This is a genomic window from Eubacterium sp. 14-2, assembly GCF_000403845.2.
Taxonomy (GTDB): domain Bacteria; phylum Bacillota; class Clostridia; order Lachnospirales; family Lachnospiraceae; genus Petralouisia.
Map to the genome: position 1 here is coordinate 1,435,881 of NZ_KE159567.1, position 18,393 is coordinate 1,454,273.

Annotated in this window: 16 protein-coding genes; 13 read left to right on the plus strand and 3 right to left on the minus strand. The window is 45.1% G+C overall.

Translation table 11 applies throughout. The features are described from left to right. Positions 1-432: 432 nt before the first annotated feature. The 7 genes from C805_RS27340 (at position 433) to C805_RS13830 (ending at position 5,290) form a co-directional block, all read left to right on the plus strand. Positions 433-558 carry a hypothetical protein gene (locus C805_RS27340; RefSeq protein WP_022751089.1) on the plus strand — a complete coding sequence of 42 codons (126 nt, stop codon included), beginning with the start codon at positions 433-435 and terminating at the stop codon, positions 556-558. Positions 559-671: 113 nt separating this feature from the next. Beyond that, positions 672-1,067 (plus strand): DUF7716 domain-containing protein, encoded by a 396-nt coding sequence (locus tag C805_RS25210; RefSeq protein WP_016214474.1) that lies wholly within the window; start codon positions 672-674, stop codon positions 1,065-1,067. Between the two features lie 124 nt (positions 1,068-1,191). After that, positions 1,192-1,539, plus strand: coding sequence for a hypothetical protein (locus C805_RS13810; protein ID WP_016214475.1), 348 nt, complete (start codon positions 1,192-1,194; stop codon positions 1,537-1,539). Between the two features lie 343 nt (positions 1,540-1,882). Beyond that, on the plus strand, positions 1,883-2,581 hold the full coding sequence (locus C805_RS13815; RefSeq protein ID WP_016214476.1) for a flavodoxin family protein: 699 nt from the start codon (positions 1,883-1,885) through the stop codon (positions 2,579-2,581). A 94-nt stretch (positions 2,582-2,675) separates the two neighbouring features. Then, positions 2,676-4,058, plus strand: coding sequence for an AAA family ATPase (locus C805_RS13820; protein WP_016214477.1), 1,383 nt, complete (start codon positions 2,676-2,678; stop codon positions 4,056-4,058). After that, positions 4,024-4,656, plus strand: a complete 633-nt coding sequence (locus tag C805_RS13825) for a hypothetical protein (protein WP_016214478.1) — start codon at positions 4,024-4,026, stop codon at positions 4,654-4,656. Before C805_RS13820 ends, C805_RS13825 begins: the two co-directional genes overlap by 35 nt. 139 nt (positions 4,657-4,795) lie before the next feature. After that, complete coding sequence (locus C805_RS13830) at positions 4,796-5,290, plus strand: hypothetical protein (protein WP_016214479.1); 495 nt, start codon at positions 4,796-4,798, stop codon at positions 5,288-5,290. A gap of 64 nt (positions 5,291-5,354) precedes the next feature. On the opposite strand, the gene C805_RS13835 is transcribed toward C805_RS13830, so the two are convergent. Then, positions 5,355-6,452 (minus strand): glycerol dehydrogenase, encoded by a 1,098-nt coding sequence (locus C805_RS13835; RefSeq protein WP_016214480.1) that lies wholly within the window; start codon positions 6,450-6,452, stop codon positions 5,355-5,357. A gap of 190 nt (positions 6,453-6,642) precedes the next feature. Between C805_RS13835 and C805_RS13840 the strand changes: the two genes are divergently transcribed. The 4 genes from C805_RS13840 to C805_RS13855 all read left to right on the plus strand — a co-directional run bounded on the left by C805_RS13840 (position 6,643) and on the right by C805_RS13855 (position 11,443). Then, entirely contained in the window at positions 6,643-7,959 is a 1,317-nt protein-coding gene (locus C805_RS13840) for a phosphoadenosine phosphosulfate reductase (protein WP_031201034.1), read from the plus strand. Positions 7,960-7,989: 30 nt separating this feature from the next. Beyond that, positions 7,990-8,541, plus strand: coding sequence for an IbrB-like domain-containing protein (locus C805_RS13845; protein ID WP_016214482.1), 552 nt, complete (start codon positions 7,990-7,992; stop codon positions 8,539-8,541). 95 nt (positions 8,542-8,636) lie between these two features. Continuing rightward, on the plus strand, positions 8,637-9,896 hold the full coding sequence (locus C805_RS13850) for a fibronectin type III domain-containing protein (RefSeq protein WP_016214483.1): 1,260 nt from the start codon (positions 8,637-8,639) through the stop codon (positions 9,894-9,896). 221 nt (positions 9,897-10,117) lie between these two features. Then, on the plus strand, positions 10,118-11,443 hold the full coding sequence (locus C805_RS13855; protein ID WP_016214484.1) for an MATE family efflux transporter: 1,326 nt from the start codon (positions 10,118-10,120) through the stop codon (positions 11,441-11,443). Between the two features lie 3 nt (positions 11,444-11,446). Here the strand turns inward: C805_RS13855 and aroA are convergent, their stop codons facing one another. Both aroA and C805_RS13865 read right to left on the minus strand, forming a co-directional pair. Further along, the gene (aroA, locus tag C805_RS13860; RefSeq protein WP_016214485.1) at positions 11,447-12,757 is read right to left on the minus strand and encodes a 3-phosphoshikimate 1-carboxyvinyltransferase; all 1,311 of its coding nucleotides are present in this window, start codon (positions 12,755-12,757) and stop codon (positions 11,447-11,449) included. A 5-nt stretch (positions 12,758-12,762) separates the two neighbouring features. Continuing rightward, positions 12,763-13,860 carry a prephenate dehydrogenase gene (locus tag C805_RS13865; RefSeq protein ID WP_016214486.1) on the minus strand — a complete coding sequence of 366 codons (1,098 nt, stop codon included), beginning with the start codon at positions 13,858-13,860 and terminating at the stop codon, positions 12,763-12,765. A 341-nt stretch (positions 13,861-14,201) separates the two neighbouring features. Between C805_RS13865 and C805_RS13870 the strand changes: the two genes are divergently transcribed. After that, positions 14,202-16,292, plus strand: a complete 2,091-nt coding sequence (locus tag C805_RS13870; RefSeq protein ID WP_016214487.1) for an elongation factor G — start codon at positions 14,202-14,204, stop codon at positions 16,290-16,292. 52 nt (positions 16,293-16,344) lie between these two features. Next, a complete protein-coding gene (locus tag C805_RS13875; RefSeq protein WP_016214488.1) occupies positions 16,345-18,393 on the plus strand; it encodes a methyl-accepting chemotaxis protein in 2,049 nt (682 codons plus the stop codon).

An 18,393-nucleotide genomic window follows, 5' to 3' on the forward strand; every position in this document is an offset into this window, starting at 1 on the left:
AAAGTGTGAGGTTATTCTGGAACGTGCATATTTTCAACATAATTTTGACATGTAAGCTGAATTTTCCGGATGTCTGCTGCTGGGGTATGGCTGTGTTTGCTCCGATCCTTTTGTATAGCAACGTTTGTACACAGCCCTTTTGGGCATAGCAGTGTTTGCTCTGCGCCTGTTATTTTAGCAACGTTTGTTCCGTGCAGCCGATCAGGCGGCGAAGCTGAGCAGCTTTGAGGATAAGGCCTGAAAACCTTAATTTTGCCGGGTTTCCGGGGATATCGTGCTATAACGGGAATTGAATAAGTATGGGAAAAAGACGGTCATGGACAGGTTCATGGACTGTCTTTTTTGTTGCCGGGGGATTGGATGGTGTGGTATACTTATGCTATGTAGTCAGAAGAAATTTTCCTGTCAGAGCATGAAGAAGAGCATACGCCGGTGTCGGAGGCCAGCCAGAACAATGCAGAACAGGTGGAGACGACAGGGGGCAAGACAGCCAAAGCGGTGTCTTCTCTGGCTGTTCCCAACCAGATGTGGATTGTGTACGGCGCGCCGAAAAAATAAACGGGGATAAAAAACATGCATATAACTCTGCTTTTCTGTGTGCCCCTCAGGGGAACGTACACACCTGTCGGAAGACAAAATCATAAATGAAATTGAGGGAGGAGAAGATAAGAGTGACTCAGGCAGAATTAAGAAGACCATATAAAATCAGTGACTTAATAGAAATGGCGGCAAAAGATTATTGGGCAGTAAATAAAGATGGTATGGAATCCGGCCATCAATGCCCGGATACAGGTATATATGATCTTTATATCTATACAGAGAATTTTCAGGACGCTGTTTTTGAAGATCTGATCTGTTATCTGGAGGAGCCGCCGGAGGTTACAGAGGAAGATGAAGAAATATTTCCGGAATTTGTTGTGAAAGAAGGACTGAAATTTTTATATTCAGGAGAGAACTTTGAGTCGGTGATAGAAGTTGCGTTTGATCAGAAACCCCGGCCTTCTGTAAAAGAATTTATTGACTCGTTAAATTATTACAGACAGTACGATGCATTTTTGGAATTTTAATTTTGTGGGTATACCTGTTGGAATTCCATACGGTATGATTCCATTGCAGCAGACTGTTAAAAACACGAAGAAATATCTGAAATGAAAGCATCCCGGAAAAGACTCATTCGTGGAGGAATGAAATATGCCATTTACAGAAATATGTATTTATCAGGTTAAACCGCAAAAGACAGGGGAATTTGAAGCACTGAAGATGGAAGCGAAAAGTTTTCTGGAGGAACAGGAGGGACTTCTTAGGCTCCGGCTTGTCAAAAGAGGGTATCGCACAGATATGGAACAGATTGGGGAAGGACTTCCGCCTCTTAAACTCACCCGCATTGTAAAAAGTGTCAAATACATGCTTTACTGGGAATTTGAGACGAAAGAAAATTATGGAGCAGCCCAGAAAAACCTTTACGGAAGCTATTGGAAGTCCATGAAAAAGTGTTTGACAGTTCCCCATGATAAATATTTGGGAGAAGTAATTTTTTGATGGAATCATTTCGGTTCGGAATGGAAAGTTTTTATATAATTCCGGCCAAAAAGTATTCCTGCCAGCAGTAAGGATACGCCAGGGCCGGAATAGAATACGGCAATGAAACGTTCCGGGGCAAGTCCGGATACCCGAAGATAAATTCCGCCGGACATCATAACTACCATAATGATAAATGCCTTTAAATCAAAAAAAGTTCCAGAAATATCGGTATGCTTCCTTTCTGAACAATGTTCATTTTAGCAGAGGAAGTTTATTTTGTCAAGGAATACAGAAAGATATTATCGCATTTGTGTAAATCGTATTATGTCGCTCACTTTGTTCTGTTCAGGGAGGGAAGAATATGCAGATTACAATCATACATGGTCAGAGCCACAAAGGCTCCACTTACCATGTGGCCAGACTGCTGGCCGGAAAACTGGGAGGAAAGGTTACGGAATTTTTCCTGCCAGAGGATTTTTCATCTTTTTGTGTGGGCTGTACCGGCTGTTTTGAAAAATCGGAAACCCTGTGTCCTCATTACAAAATGTTAAGGCCCATAACAGAAGCCCTGGACCAGGCAGATGTGATCATTCTGGCAAGTCCCGTTTACGTTTATCATGCCACGGGAGCCATGAAAAATCTGCTGGATCATTACGGGTATCGCTGGATGGTACATCGTCCGGAGGAAAAAATGTTCCGCAAGCAGGCAGTCTGTATTTCCACAGCGGCAGGTGCCGGCATGAGAAGTACCAATAAGGACATGGCTGACAGTATGTTTTTCTGGGGAGTTGCCAGGACCTGGCGGTATGGCGTGGCGGTGATGGAGACGTCCTGGAAAAAGGTCAGACCAGGAATTAAACGGCGCATTGACATAAAAACCACCAGGCTGGCGAGGAAAATCAGAAAGAATTACGGGCATGTGAAACCTTCCATAAAAACCAGAATCTTTTTCAATATTATGCGTCTGGCTCAGAAAAAGGGTTTTAACGGGGCGGATGCAGAATACTGGAAAGCGAAGGGATGGACGGGAAGAAAAAGGCCCTGGAGGAAGGATATGTGAATTTTTCAGTATTTGACAGGTGAATGGTCAGTGTGATAAAGTAAATTATCATGCAGGAAAATGAAGCAAATAAAAGCATCAGGGAGTGAGATAGTTGCATAAAATTCAGATAAAGTATCTGGGACCTGTGAAAGAACTGGAACTGGAAGTAAAAGATTTTAACTTGCTTATTGGGGAACAGGCAACAGGGAAAAGTACCGTGGCAAAGGCAGTATATTTTTTCAGGATTATAAAAACCACGCTGGCAGATTATCTTTGCCAGCTGTATGATACATCCCTTTACAATGGAAAAGATGCCAGCGGCGGATTTCATAAGGTTTTAAAAAGAGAACTGAAGTCAGTTCTGATTTCACTGTTTGGGTATGGCTGGGATTTGGATAAACGTCTGTATTTAAAGTATAAATATACAGATGTTATCTGGATTGAGGTAAAATTGAAAAAAGGAGATAAAAAATTTTTTAATGTTATTTATTCTCCCAAACTGAATTATGAGATAGAGAAATTAGAGAAAGAGGCGCTGGAGTTGTATCAGCAGAAGCAGGATACTACCATTATCAGCCTTGCCTATGCCAGTAAGGAACGATTGCGGAATTACGATAATTTCAGATACAGTGTGAATCAGATATTTGATGATCATAAAGAAACCTATTATATACCGGCAGGGCGCAGTATGATTGCATTGCTGGTCAATAACCGTTCCCTGATTGAAAATGAAAATCTGGATTTAATAACCAGACAGTTCATGCAGATAATCGATAATATTCATGGAGCATTTTCAGATGGAATTCGAAATGTTCATAAGCGCTATCCGGATGGACAGCGAGAATTTGATGTTGAAAAAACATCAGAAATGATAATTTCTGATTTAAAAGGAGATTATCAGTATTCGGAAGGAAAAGAATATATTGTTGTACAGGGCGGTGAATCTCCGGACGAAAGGATACCCATCAATTTTGCATCGTCCGGGCAGCAGGAAGTGTTATGGTTGTTGAATCAACTGTACATTCTGATGTTAAAAAAAGAAGAAGCATTTGTAATTATTGAAGAACCTGAGGCTCATTTATATCCGTCTCTGCAGAATAAACTGATGGAATTTATTGCTTATTTTGCAAATATCAACCACAGTTCTGTTTTGATTACGACGCACAGCCCCTATATTCTGACTTCGGTGAATACACTTTACTGTGCGGGAAAGACTATTCAGGAATTTCCTGGTCTGTCAAAGAAAGTATACGAGATAACGGGAAACAGATGTGAGATTTTTCCGGAAAAAGTTACGGCTTTTAAGATAAACAGAGTTTCAGAAGTTCAGAATCTGATAAATGAGGAATTTGAAGAAATAAACACGGAAATGATTGATGAAATTTCAGATAGTGTAAATGAAAAATATACAGAATTGTTTTATCTTGTATCGGAAGCAGACAGGGGGAGAGAAGGCACGGATGGGAAAAAAGAAGGAGATGAAGAGGAGCAGTGAGAAGATTTCCTGTACACTGCCGTTTGGAACATATAATGGAGAATTTACGCTTCTTAAAAAAGGAGAGAAAAGAAATATCAGAGATATGAAATCCTGTAAAAATGCTTTCATACCGATTAAGGTTAATGATGAAAGCGTATATGTTGCAGAACCGGACGGAAAACTGATTCCCAATATGGTAAATCAGCAGAAATGCGATTTTCTGATATACTGCCAGAATCAGCCGCAGACCTGTTTTATTGAACTCAAGGGAGAAAATATTTCAGCAAAAAAAGAATATAATCCCTATGACCAGATTATTGATACCATAAAATTTTTGAAGAACGAAAAAAGATTGAACAATCTGGTCAGCGGTGATGTGGAAAAACATGCATTTATCGTTTCTCCGGGGAGACAGAAAATTCCAAGGGGAGTAGAGACGGGTGAAAGGCAGCTCTGGAAAAATCTTGTACAGCCACAAAAGAAATCCAGGACGACCTGGGATTTGGTCCATTATGTAAAAGTGACAAAATCGGGAAGATACAGCAATAAGAAACAGATTATCTGTTCGCCTGAATCACCGATACAGATTCCATTTAACAATCAGGAAGGCAAATAAAAAATCTGTTTCAGATTTTACGGCGAAAACTCCGGCTGCTGAAAACACAAAAATGTTTCAGCAGCCGGAGCCTTTTCAAATCCTTCTTTGTCAGTGACTATGCAACAGAATGTATTCTCCCGTTTGCATGAGTCGTTTTATGCACTTTACAGTATTTTTTGCAGCTCTTGAGATTCTTATGAATCGTTTTGTGATAAGAGCAGTAGTGGCTGCAGCTTTTGAGGTTCTTATGAACCGATTTGTGGTAAGAACAGTAATGGTTGCAGCTCTTGAGGTTCTTATGAACCGTTTTGTGATAAGAACAGTAATGGTTGCAGCTCTTGAGGTTATTGTGAACCGTTTTGTGATAAGAGCAGTAGTGATTACAGTTCTTAAGGTTGCTGTGGATTTCGTGATGGTAGGAGCAGTAATTCTGGCAGCTTTCCTGACTGTTATGATTCGTATGATGGTAAGGGCAGTTGAAGCCGGAATTCGTTCCTCCGCCATTGTAGTTGTGATGTCCTCCGCCATGATGTCCGTGGGCCATTACAGGCATGGAAAAACTGCCCGTGAATATTACAGCAGCCATTACAGCGGCCAGGGCTTTTTTGCAGTTCTTAAAAAAATTCATTTCCAATTCCTCCCAATATTATAATCTTTTACTTATAATACGACGCGGCGGCCGAAATCCTTGCAAAATTTTCACAAAATGGAAATAATTATTTTCCCAGATAGTAATGTCCATATGCATCAGCAGCCTTGATTGCTGCACATACGGTTTCCGGAGTAACTTCAAAAGGCATGTTATGTAAGGTGTCAGTTTCGGCACACGCAGCGGCAGCTACTGCCATAATTTTTTCGTCCGTTATTTCTTCCACACCTAATTCCTTCAGGGTAACAGGGAGTCCCAGATCAATACACCAGGTAATGATGTCTTCCAGTTCATCTGCAGGAATATTTTCCAGTACAAGCTGAGTGATGGTTCCAAACGCTACTTTTTCACCGTGATACATGTGATGGCATTCTTCCAGCACAGTCAGTCCGTTGTGAATGGCATGTGCCCCTGCCAGACCGCCGCTTTCAAAACCGATACCGCTTAAGAGAGTGTTTGCTTCGATGACTTTTTCCACTGCGGGAGTACATGCGCCTGCCTCCAGGGCCAGTCTGGCCTTAATGCCTTCTTCCATCAGTGTGTTGAAACACAGTTCAGCCAGAGACATTGCGGCAGAGGTTGCAAGACCTCCGGCACAGGTGGCTGCTCCGTTGTTTTTGCAGGCTCTTGCCTCAAAATAAGTAGCCAGTGCGTCTCCCATACCGGACACAGTCAGACGAACCGGAGATTTTGTGACAATTTCTGTATCCATCAGAACCAGATTTGGATTGGCCGGAAGGAACAGGTATTCTTCAAACACTCCTTCGTCCGTATAAATAACAGACAGTGCGCTGCAGGGAGCGTCAGTGGAGGCGATGGTAGGGCAGATCAGAACCGGAAGTGATTTATGGTAAGCCACAGCCTTGGCAGTATCCAGAATCTTGCCGCCGCCGATACCGATAATCATATCGCACTGATTGTCCTCCGCAACTTTAATTAATCGATTGATTTCTGTTTTGCTGCATTCCCCGTTAAAATAGTCGAAGACAGTGCTGATTTCCTTTCCCGCAAAGCTGCCTTCCACAATATCCCCAATTCTTTTAAAGCCTGATGCTGTAATCAGAATCAGCGCTTTTTTGCCGTATTTTTCAGCGTATTCCCCCAGTTTTTTCATTTCCCCTGCGCCCTGTACATATTTGTTCGGGCTGATTAAAATGTTTGCCATGTAAAAGTACCTCCTTTGGTTGAGTCTGCTTTGTTATTTGCTGCATGTACTTATTGTATGCTCTGTTCAGAGGCCTGTCAACGGAGAAAGGGAAAAAGGTTGCAAAAAAAATTTACATGAAGTATGATATGGAAGTATAACTGGAAAAAAATGGAAAAAAATTGGGAAAATACAGAGGATAAAACGGATGATGATTCGGGAATACCAGAAAGAAAATGTGTACGAAGCATTGCAGCAGAGATTTCATTTTCTGTTTCAGGAATTTGACAATATTTATGTTTCCTTCAGTGGAGGAAAAGACAGCGGTGTGCTTTTGAATCTGTTTTTGGATTTCAAACGCCAGCATTATCCGGCCCGGACTGTGGGGCTGTTTCATCAGGATTTTGAAGCGCAGTATACGGTGACCACAGAATATGTGGAACGGACCTTTCAGCAGCTTGAGGATGAGCTGGAGCTTTACTGGATCTGCCTTCCCATGGCGACCCGAACGGCGCTCAGCAGCTATGAAATGTACTGGTATCCATGGGATGATACCAAAGAGGAACTCTGGGTGCGGCCCATGCCCCGGCATCCTTATGTGGTAAATATGGAGCATCCTTTTAACCATTATCGTTACCGGATGCCCCAGGAAAATCTGGCGAAGCAGTTCGGAAGATTTTACAAAGAACAGCATGGGAAGAAAAAAACCGTCTGTCTTCTGGGTATACGGGCAGAAGAATCTCTGCAGCGGTACAGTGGTTTTATGAACCGGAAATACGGATACAAAGGAGAGTGCTGGATATCCAAACAGTTTAAGGATGTCTGGTGTGCATCCCCTCTTTACGACTGGACCAACAATGATGTGTGGGCTGCCAATTCCAGATTTGGATATGATTATAACAGGCTGTATGATTTATACTATATGGCCGGATTAAAACCCAGCCAGATGCGGGTGGCGTCTCCCTTTAATGATTATGCCAGAGACAGTCTGAACCTGTACCGGGTGATTGACCCGGAAATCTGGACCAGACTGGTGGGCCGGGTACGGGGCGCCAATTTCAGCGCGGTTTATGCCAGAACCAAAGCCATGGCTTATCGGAACATCAGCCTTCCGGAAGGACATACCTGGGAATCCTATACAAAGTTTCTGCTGGATACCCTTCCGGTGAGAATCCGCAATAATTATGTAAAAAAATTCCGTACCTCCATGCGGTTCTGGCATGAGACCGGCGGCGGACTGTCAGAAGAAACCATCCAGGAACTGACAGACCACGGCTATCAGATCCGCAGGAACGGGATTTCCAATTATACGGTGAACAAAAGTTCCAGAATTGTGTTTACCGGAAAGATACCGGATGATACAGATGACATTAAAACCACCAAAGATATTCCGAGCTGGAAACGCATGTGCTACTGTATCCTGAGAAATGACCATATCTGCAGATTTATGGGATTCGGACTGACCAGCAGGGAAAAAGAACAGATTGAAGCCATACGGAAAAAATATGGTGAATTTGCAGATAAATAAGTGAAATAGAAGACACGGAGGATTTTCAGAATGAACAGTACATACAAAAGTCCGGCGTATGAAGTAATACCGGTGCCCATAGAAAAAATCATACCCAATTCCTATAACCCGAATGCGGTTGCTCCGCCGGAAATGCGGCTTCTTTACGACAGCATCAAAGAGGACGGTTATACCATGCCAATCGTATGTTACTATTCCAAAAAGGATGATGTCTATGTGATTGTGGATGGATTTCACCGTTACCGGATTATGAAGGAACATAAGGATATTTATGAGCGGGAAAATGGTATGCTTCCTGTAACGGTCATTGACAAGTCCATCTCCAACCGGATGGCCAGCACCATAAGGCATAACCGGGCCAGGGGCAGCCATGATGTGGATCTGATGAGCAATATTATCAGAGAACTTCATGAAATCGGCCGGTCTGACGACTGGATTGCAAAGCACATGGGAATGAGCAAAGATGAAATTCTGCGTCTGAAACAGATTACCGGACTGGCAGCTCTGTTTCGCGATGTGAATTTCGGACAGGCCTGGAAGCCGGTGGAACGGGGAGATGGGGATGTTGATTCTTTTTCATAATATGTCATAAATGCGGGAAAATAATTGACAGAAAATGGGGCGGATGTTAAAGTAGTATTGTACAATATGCACGAAGGAAAGAAAGGAGAAGGTGTATGAAGTGTTTCAAAGAACATATGAAATTATGTATGCTGACACTGATGTGTATCCTGTTTCTGGGCGTGGGAATCCGGGCGGAAGCTGCGCCGGAAAAGGTTACCGGATTCCGTCAGGAAGATGGGAATGATACCATTGCGGTGGTGCAGTGGGATTACATTTCGGAAGAATATGAGTACAGGCTGGAGTGGTGCGACCGGCAGGATTTTGTGGGTGCTTCGTCCATACAGTGTGGGAACAGCGCCTGTATGATTACAGATCTTACACCTGGCAGCACTTATTATGTAAGGGTGTTTGCGGTTGATAAAGACGGAAAGGAAGGGGAACCATCTCCGGTTATTGAAGTGGTAACAGCACCAGAAGCCATGGAAGGAATCTGGCAGACAGGGGCATCAGAAAAGGAAATTTCATTTTCCTGGGAGAATATTGCCGGCGCTACCGGATATAGAATTATATATCAGAAAGTGGATGGACAGGGGAAAAAGCTGGACAGAGAAAAGTATGCTTTTGCTAAAGCGAATGAGAATTCCTTAAGTCTTTCCAATGCAGCGGGGAGTTACGAAATTGCAGTGTATCCCATCAGAGAATGCAGTACCGGTTATGTGGCGTGGGGAGAGTCAGAGACAGTCACCATGTCTGTACTTCCTGGCAAAGTGACGTCAGTTAAGACGGAAACGAAAGTGATTTACAGTGCTTCCGGCAAAACATTCTGGGGTTTTTCCATGAATCTGAGCGATGGGGCTGAAGGGTGTGAATACGAACTTTTCGGAAGCAACGGGAAACGGGTTCTGAAGAAAAGCGTGGCTGTGAGAGATTTACAGTCAGTGTATGATAAAAATGGCAAAGCCACCTCGAAAAAAGAAGTGCTGATATCTGCCGGTAAAATAAAAAAAGGCCAGTTTATGAAGGTCCGGATACGAGGTTATATCGAAATTGATGGTAAGAAGAAAGCCGGTAAATGGTCAGATTACTGTTATTTTGCCGAAGGGCCTCAGAAGGTGAAGTCAGAGGCAGGCACCCGGCAAAGAAAGCTGAGCTGGTCTCCGGTGAAAGGTGCGAACAGCTACACGATTTATACTGCGAAAAGTCCAAACTCAAAATGGAAGAAAGTGGGAACCACGTCAAAGACAAGGTACACGGTGAAATATGCTTCCGCTGCTTCAAAAGGAAAGGTTTACTGCAAAGTAGTGGCAAATAAAAAGGTTGAGGGAAAAACATTTACAGGTATGCCGGACGGTTATATCAGCTGGTCCTGGTGATTTGAGAAACAGTATGCATGATAATTTAAGTGAAAACGTAATATAAAAACAGGCTGATTTTTGCCGCCGGGTAAGAGTTAAGTGCCAGACTTTCTGTCGTCAGGCCAGAGAAGACAGAAAGTTCTGGCACTTTTTCTCTTATCTGATTCGTTTTCCGGTTAAAATATAAGAGTGTTCCTGACAGTTTTTTCAAAAAATACGGATGGAAAAGGAGGAGAACAATGAGACATGCAGGATGCCTGAAGGAATTTATAAGATATGCTGTTCTGAATATGCTGGGAATGACAGCCCTGTCATGTTATATCCTGGCAGATACTTTTTTTGTGGCAGGAGGGCTGGGAGCAGATGGGCTGACGGCCCTGAATCTGGCAATTCCCATTTACAGTTTTATCCATGGCAGCGGTCTGATGCTTGGCATGGGAGGGGCCACCAGATACTCCATTCTGAAAAGCCAGGGAAAAACAAAAGAGGGAGATCTTGTTTTCACCCGGACAATGCTTATGGGAGTGATTCTGGCAGTGATGTTCCAGGGGGCAGGACTTTTTGGCGCCCAGGAAATTGCCGGGCTCATGGGAGCAGAAGGGGTGATCCATGAAATGTGCGGAATGTATCTGAAAGTTCTGATGCTGTTTACGCCGGCATTTCTGATAAATGAAATTCTTATCTGCTTTGTGCGCAATGACGGGGCGCCTCAGCTGTCCATGGCGGCCATGGTGGGAGGAAGTTTTTCCAATATTATAATGGACTATATTCTGATTTTTCCGCTGGACATGGGAATGTTCGGTGCGGTTCTTGCAACCGGAACGTCTCCTCTGATAAGTATGCTTCTGCTGTCCCGCCATTTTATACGGAAAAAACATGGATTTCATTTCCGAAAGGGAAAAATGTCTGTGTTCGAGAGCAGATTCATTCTGGCCGGAGGGATACCATCTCTGGTGGCAGAGCTGTCTTCCGGGATTGTAATGATTATTTTTAATATGATTATTCTTGAACTGCAGGGAAACACCGGTGTGGCTGCCTATGGGGTAATTGCCAATCTGGCGCTGGTGGTGATTGCCTTATATACAGGAATTGCCCAGGGGATTCAGCCTTTGCTGAGCAGATACTATGGAACAGGGAAAAAAGAAGAAGTACAGGTTATATTCCGATATGGGGTGATTATGGTGGCTGTTCTGTCGGTTCTGATTTACGGACTGGTATTTGTACAGGCAGACAGCATTGTGGCGGCTTTTAACGGAGAAGGGAATGAAAAACTGCAGGAGATTGCAGTCCGGGGAATGAAATACTATTTTACCGGCGGGTTGTTTGCAGGAATAAATATTGTGCTGTCCATGTATTTCACTTCCAGGGACTGTGCGGGCCCGGCAGGCATGATTTCCCTTCTCCGGGGATTTTTTGTGATTATTCCGCTGGCCTTTCTGCTGTCTGCACTGTGGCAGATGACGGGCCTGTGGCTTACCTTTCCCATTACGGAACTGCTGGTGGCAGTTCTGGGAACAGGATGGTATCTGAAAGAAAGAAAAAAGACTGCTTTCAGAGAGATATGAAACCTAATCTAACAGTTTTTCCAGATCCTGATAAAAAGAAGGATAGGAAACGGTTACACAGGCTTCATCGTCAAAGGTGGTGGCTCCCTCCGCATTCAGGGCTGCTATGGCAAAAGACATGGCAATCCGGTGGTCGCCGTAGGTTTTAATCCGGGCGCCCTGGAGGGGGCTGCCTCCGCGGATAATCATTCCGTCCTCTGTGGGGGTGATATCAGCGCCCATGGCTTTCAGATTCTCCGTTACAGTGGCAATCCGGTCAGATTCCTTTACTTTTAATTCCCTGGCATCCCGAATTACAGTGGTACCTTTTGCAAATGCTGCCATAACTGCAATAATGGGAAGCTCGTCGATTAAGGTGGGAATGATACTTCCCTCTATTGTGGTACCGTGAAGGCTGCTGGAGGTAACCAGAATATCAGCCACAGGCTCTCCGGAAACGGTGCGCTCATTTAAGAGGCTCAGTTTTCCTCCCATGGCATGGACTGCCTTAAGCATGCCGCTTCTGGTGGGGTTTATCCCCACATTCTGAATCAGAATTTCAGCATGGGGGCAGATAAGCCCAAGGGCGATAAAATAGGCGGCGGAGGAGATGTCTCCTGGTACATGAATCGCCTGTCCCTCCAGTTTTGGCTCCGGCCAGATAGCAGCGGTGGTATCTGTGGAGAGGATATCAGCGCCGAAGCCGGCCAGCATCAGTTCCGTATGGTTTCTGGACAGTACAGGTTCCGTTACTCTGGTAATTCCGTCTCCGTAAAGACCGGCCAGAAGGACGGCGGATTTCACCTGGGCAGAGGATACCGGTGACTGGTAGTGGATATGCTTCAGACTGCCGCCCTGGATGGTGAAAGGTGCACAGCCGGAACTGGTTTTTGTCCGGTAATCAGGAAAGGAACCGGCGTCCCAGCACTGAAACCGGGCCCCCATTTCTGTGAGAGGGATAAAAATACGTTTCATGGGGCGTTTGCGGATGGAAACGTCTCCGTTTAAGGTACTCTGGAAAGACTGGCCTGCCAGAATACCGGAAATCAACCGCAGGGTGGTGCCGCTGTTGCCCACATCCAGAATCTGCTTTGGAGGGGTCAGACCATGGAGCCCTCTGCCATGTACCAGAACTCTGGAACCATCATTTTCAATGGAAATGCCAAGCTGGCGGAAACAGGAAATGGTGGAAAGACAGTCTGCACCCTGCAGAAAACCTGTTATTTCCGTCAGGCCGCCGGATATGGCGCCGAACATAATTCCTCTGTGGGAAATGGACTTATCGCCGGGAACAGAAAGTTCCCCATGAAAAGAATGTTTTTTTGTGAATTCCATATCAATCACCTCTCATGTACTGTGTAATGGTATTTTCGTAATAAAACAAGAGCCTGCTGCAGAGCTTTTTCTTCATAAAATTCTATGTGAAGCACACCCTCCTGAAATTCCCGGTTGTGGATAATTCCGATATTTTTGATGCTGATCTGGTTAGTGGCCAGAATAGTGGCCAGGGCTGCAATTCCCCCGGCTTCGTCCACCATGTCGCAGTAGATTTCGTAAATCTGGGGAAGGGGGCCGGAGCCTGTGAGGGGAAGGGAATCCCGGTAGTCTTTGGCGGACTGGAAAAAGTCAAACAGGCTGTCTTCCTGTGAGGAAGCAATTTCAGTCCGTACCTGTTCCAGAGAAGCCAGAAAGGCGTCCAGGAGATTTAAAATCTGTTCCCGGTTGGTCAGGCAGATCTGCTGCCACATAATGGGGGAAGAGGAAGCGATTCTGGTGATATCCTTAAAACCTCCGGCGGCTACACGCTTCATGATTTCCTCTCTGTTGTCCAGATCTTTGATAAGATTTACCAGGCTGGAAGCCAGTATATGGGGCAGATGGCTGACAGCAGCGGTGATAAAATCGTGTTCCCGGTAATCCAGCAGAATGGGAATGGCTCCCAGAGACTGGATAAACTGCTGAAATTCTTCTGCCAGTTCCGGGTCTGCTTCCGGAGAAGGGGTCAGAATGTAGTAAACATTTTCCAGAAGATATGGGGTTGCGTTTTTGTATCCGCTTTTTTCCGAACCGGCCATGGGATGTCCGCCGATAAAAAAAGGAGAGAGAGACGTACCGGCAATTTTCTGATGAATGGAGGATTTAACACTTCCCACGTCTGTGATTATACAGTTTTTTCCCGCAAAAGAAGATAATCTGCAGAGAAAATCTGCATTTTTCTGCACCGGGGCACAGAGAAAGATATAGCGGCAGTCTGCAAAATCTTCCGTCAGAGTTTCGCAGGCAGCGGTAATTACCTGTTCTTCCAGGGCAAGAGCCAGAGACTGCTGTTCTACATCATATGCAATTAAGGTGATATCCGGGTGAATCCGGTGGATGGTTTTGGCGATGGAACCGCCGATCAGACCGAGACCGACAAAACCGATTTTTTCAGGTTTCATATGTAACTGTTCCTTTCTTTATCTGTATACAGCAGTTTATGACAAGACTGCGAAATTCTTTTTTTATTGCAGGGCCTGCTTTTTGAAGGGAGGGACCGGGACAGATATGAAAAAATACCTCAGAGGGACCGGGCTCAGGGGTCAGGTCCGGCCGGGCAGGATTCTTTCCTGCCTATTATCATAGTAGAAAGAGTCGAAAAAGTCAATACTTTGGCGCGTCGAAGCACAAAAGTGCCTGATTGCAGGGGATTTGTAAAAAATGAATAAAAAGGGTTGTAAAATCACAAAAATTTTAGTAGAATATATACATCACAAAATATACTTGTATTGGAGGAATTCATATGAACGTTTATACAACTGACAAGATAAGGAACGTGGTCCTTCTGGGACATGGTGGCAGTGGGAAGACGACTCTGGTGGAAGCGATGGCTTATCTGTCCGGTCTGACAAAGCGTATGGGGAAGATCAGCGACGGGAATACCATCAGCGATTATGATAAAGAAGAAACCAGACGTCTTTTTTCTGTTAATACCTCTGTGGTTCCGATTCCCTGGGAAGATACCAAGATTAATATACTGGATACACCTGGTTATTTTGGATTTGTGGGAGAAGTGGAAGAGGCAGTGAGTGTGGCTGACGCTGCGGTTATTGTGGTATCCGGTAAGAATGGAATTGAAGTGGGAACACAGAAATCATGGGATATCTGTGAGAAATACAAGATTCCGAGAATGGTATTTGTAACAGAAATGGATGATGACAATGCAAGTTTCCGCCAGGTAGTGGCAGATTTACAGGAAATGTATGGAAAGCGGATTGCGCCGTTCCATCTTCCCATTCGTGAAAATGAGAAATTTGTGGGTTACGTCAATGTAGTGGCTCAGACCGGAAACCGCTGGGATGACAAGGGTAAGGTTGTGGAAACAGAAATTCCGGATTATTCTCAGGCCAATCTGGATATCTGCCGGGAAGCGCTGATGGAAGCTGTGGCAGAGACCAGTGAAGAATTCATGGACCGCTATTTTGCAGGTGAGGAATTTTCTGAATTTGAAATCCGTTCCGCTCTGCGTACCAATGTGGCAGACGGAAGCATCGTTCCTGTTTCCATGGGTTCCAGTACGCTGGTACAGGGTGTATATACACTGCTGGATGACATTCTCAAATATCTTCCAAGTCCGGAAAAACGCCCCTGCAAAGGTGTGAATATGAAGACGAACGAAGTGTTTGACGGAGATTATGATATTGCGAAACCAAAGAGCGCATATATTTTCAAAACCATTGCAGACCCGTTTATCGGAAAATATTCGCTGGTTAAAGTGAATTCCGGCGTTCTGAAAACAGATGATGTGCTGTTTAATTCTGAAAAGAATATGGATGACAAGATCGGCAAAATCTATGTAATGCGGGGAAATAAACCGGAGGAAGTAAAAGAGCTTCATGCAGGAGATATCGGAGCGCTGGCAAAACTGAACAAGGTTGTTACCAGAGATACACTGTCTACCAAGGCAGTGCCGGTGGTATATGGAAAAACTCAGATTTCCACTCCTTATACATATATGCGTTATAAAGCAAAGAACAAGGGAGATGAAGATAAGGTTTCCCAGGCATTGCAGAAACTGATGCAGGAAGATCTGACACTGCGGACGGAAAATGACAGCGCCAATGGACAGACACTGATTTACGGTATCGGCGACCAGCATCTGGAAGTGGTAGTCAGCAAGCTGGCAGAGCGCTATAAGGTGGAAATTGAACTGAGCAGGCCGAAGATTGCCTTCCGGGAGACCATCCGCAAAAAATCAGATGTGGAATACAAGTATAAGAAACAGTCCGGCGGACACGGACAGTATGGACATGTTAAGATGACCTTTGAGCCCAGCGGAGACCTGGAAACCGCTTATACCTTTGAACAGCAGGTGGTGGGCGGAGCTGTGCCCAAGAACTATTTCCCGGCAGTGGAAAAGGGACTGCAGGAATCGGTACTGAAAGGGCCCATGGCAGCTTATCCCGTAGTAGGAGTGAAAGCGGTGCTTTACGATGGCTCCTACCATCCGGTGGATTCATCTGAAATGGCATTTAAGATGGCAACGATTCAGGCATTTAAGAAGGGCATGATGGAGGCTTCTCCGGTTCTTTTAGAGCCCATTGCCAGCATGAAAGTGGTGGTTCCGGACAAATATACCGGAGACGTTATGGGAGATCTGAACAAACGTCGGGGACGTGTACTGGGCATGAATCCTGCAGAGACAGGCAAAACGGAAATTGCTGCAGACGTACCGTACATGGAGATTTACGGATATATGACAGACCTTCGTTCCATGACCGGAGGAAGCGGCCTGTTTTCCTATGAATTTGCCCGTTATGAGCAGGCTCCTTCCGATATTCAGGAAAAAGAAGTTGCCGCAAGGGCAAGCAAGCTGGAAAACGGTGAAGATTAAGATGGCAGTCCGGTAACGTTGTTTTGGTTTCAGGAAAAGAAGGTGGGACCGTATGAAAAAGATAAAAGCACATACGGACAGGAAAAAAGGAAATTTAAGTATCAATGAGTTAAAGCGGTTGTACCATGAGACGATTAAGGGAAAAATTACCATTTCTGTACTGGCGCTGGTAATTATTTCCCTGACGGTTCTGGGAATTGTCACCAGTGTGCTGAATAATCACAGTACCAATTCCACGCTGGAGCGGAATATGAAGGCCACAGCGAGAGTGGCGTCAGAGCGGGTGGAATGGGAAATGACGTCCTACCGGAATCTGGCAGCGGATCTGGGTCTTATGACGCGGCTTTCCAGAGAAGATGTTCCTCTGGAAGAAAAGCAGGAAATCATTGACGAACGTGTGAAGGCCAATGAGCTGACCAGAGGAAATATCCTGGACAGGAATGGAATCAGTATCTTTTCCGGAGAAGATTTCAGTGACAGAAATTATTTTCAGAAAGCCATGACAGGGGAGTCCTGTGTTTCAGAGCCTGTGGTAAGCAAGGTGACGGGGAAAATAAGCATCATCATTGCCGCACCCATGTGGAAAGACGGGATTATGGGCACAGAAGTAACAGGGGTCGTATATCTTGTTCCGGATGAAAACTTTCTGAATGATATTATGGTAGCTACAAATGTGAGCAAAAACGGTTCCGCTTATATGGTGGACAGCCAGGGAACCGTGATTGCCCATAAAGATATAAAGCTGGTGGAACAGAAGGACAATACCATCGAATCAGCGAAAACGGATTCGAAGCTGAAAGCGCTGGCAAAGCTGGAAGAAAAGATGACAGCGGGGAAAACGGGATTTGGAACCTACCGGTACGGGGGCGTAAAAAAGATTATGGCATATGCGCCGGTGGAAAACAGCAACGGATGGAGTATTGCCATTACAGCTCCCCTTTCTGATTTCAATGTTGAAACCATTGTGGGAATTATCCTGACCATTGGAATCGTTGTGGTATCCATTGCCATTGCGGTGGTCATGGTCAGGAAGCTGGCAGACAATATCGGAACGCCCATCAGGCAGTGTGCGGAACGTCTGGAAGCTCTGGCCGGAGGGGACCTGCATTCAGAAATTCCCCGGATTGACTCAGAGGATGAAACCCTTATGCTGGCAGATGCCACCGGAACCATTGTGGAAGGTATGGGCAAAATCATCGGAGATATCAAATATCTTCTGGGAGAAATGTCAGAGAATAATTTTAATGTTCTTTCTCAGGCAAGGGAATATTATGTGGGAGATTTTGAAGAAATTCTGCTGGCAGTGCGCAGAATCAACCATTCCCTGTCGGATGCCCTGGGACATATCCGGGAATCGGCAGAACAGGTAGGCCTTGGTTCCTCCCAGCTTGCGGAGAGCGGCCAGTCCCTTGCAGAAGGTGCCACGGACCAGGCGGCTTCCGTGGAAGAACTTCTGGCTACGGTAAATGATGTGACTGAGCAGGTGGACCGCAACACGAAGAACGCTGTTTCCACCAGCCGGAAAGCAGATGATATCGGAAGACAGGCCCGTACCAGCAGTGAGCGCATTGCAGAGATGACAGAGGCCATGAAGAAAATCAACGATGCCTCCATGGAAATTTCAAATATTATTCAGACCATAGAGGAAATTGCAGACCAGACCAACCTGCTTTCTCTGAACGCTTCCATTGAAGCTGCGAGAGCGGGAGAAGTGGGAAGGGGATTTGCAGTAGTTGCCGGTGAAATCGGTCATCTTGCAAACCAGAGCTCGGAAGCTGTGGTAAACACCAGACAGCTGATAGAAGCCGCTCTGAGCGAAGTAAGAAGCGGTAACCGGATTGCTGATGATATGGCTCAGGCATTGCAGAGTGTAATTGACGGAATGTCAGAGATTGTCAGTGCAGTGGAGGAAGTGGCAGAGAATTCCAATGAGCAGAATGGCTCCATGCAGCAGATAAACATGGCCATTGAGCAGATTTCGCAGGTGGTCCAGTCCAATTCTGCCGCAGCAGAAGAAAGTTCTGCAACCAGTCAGGAATTATCAGCACAGGCCATAGAGCTGAATGATATGATTGACCAGTTCCGTCTGGCAGATATGTAA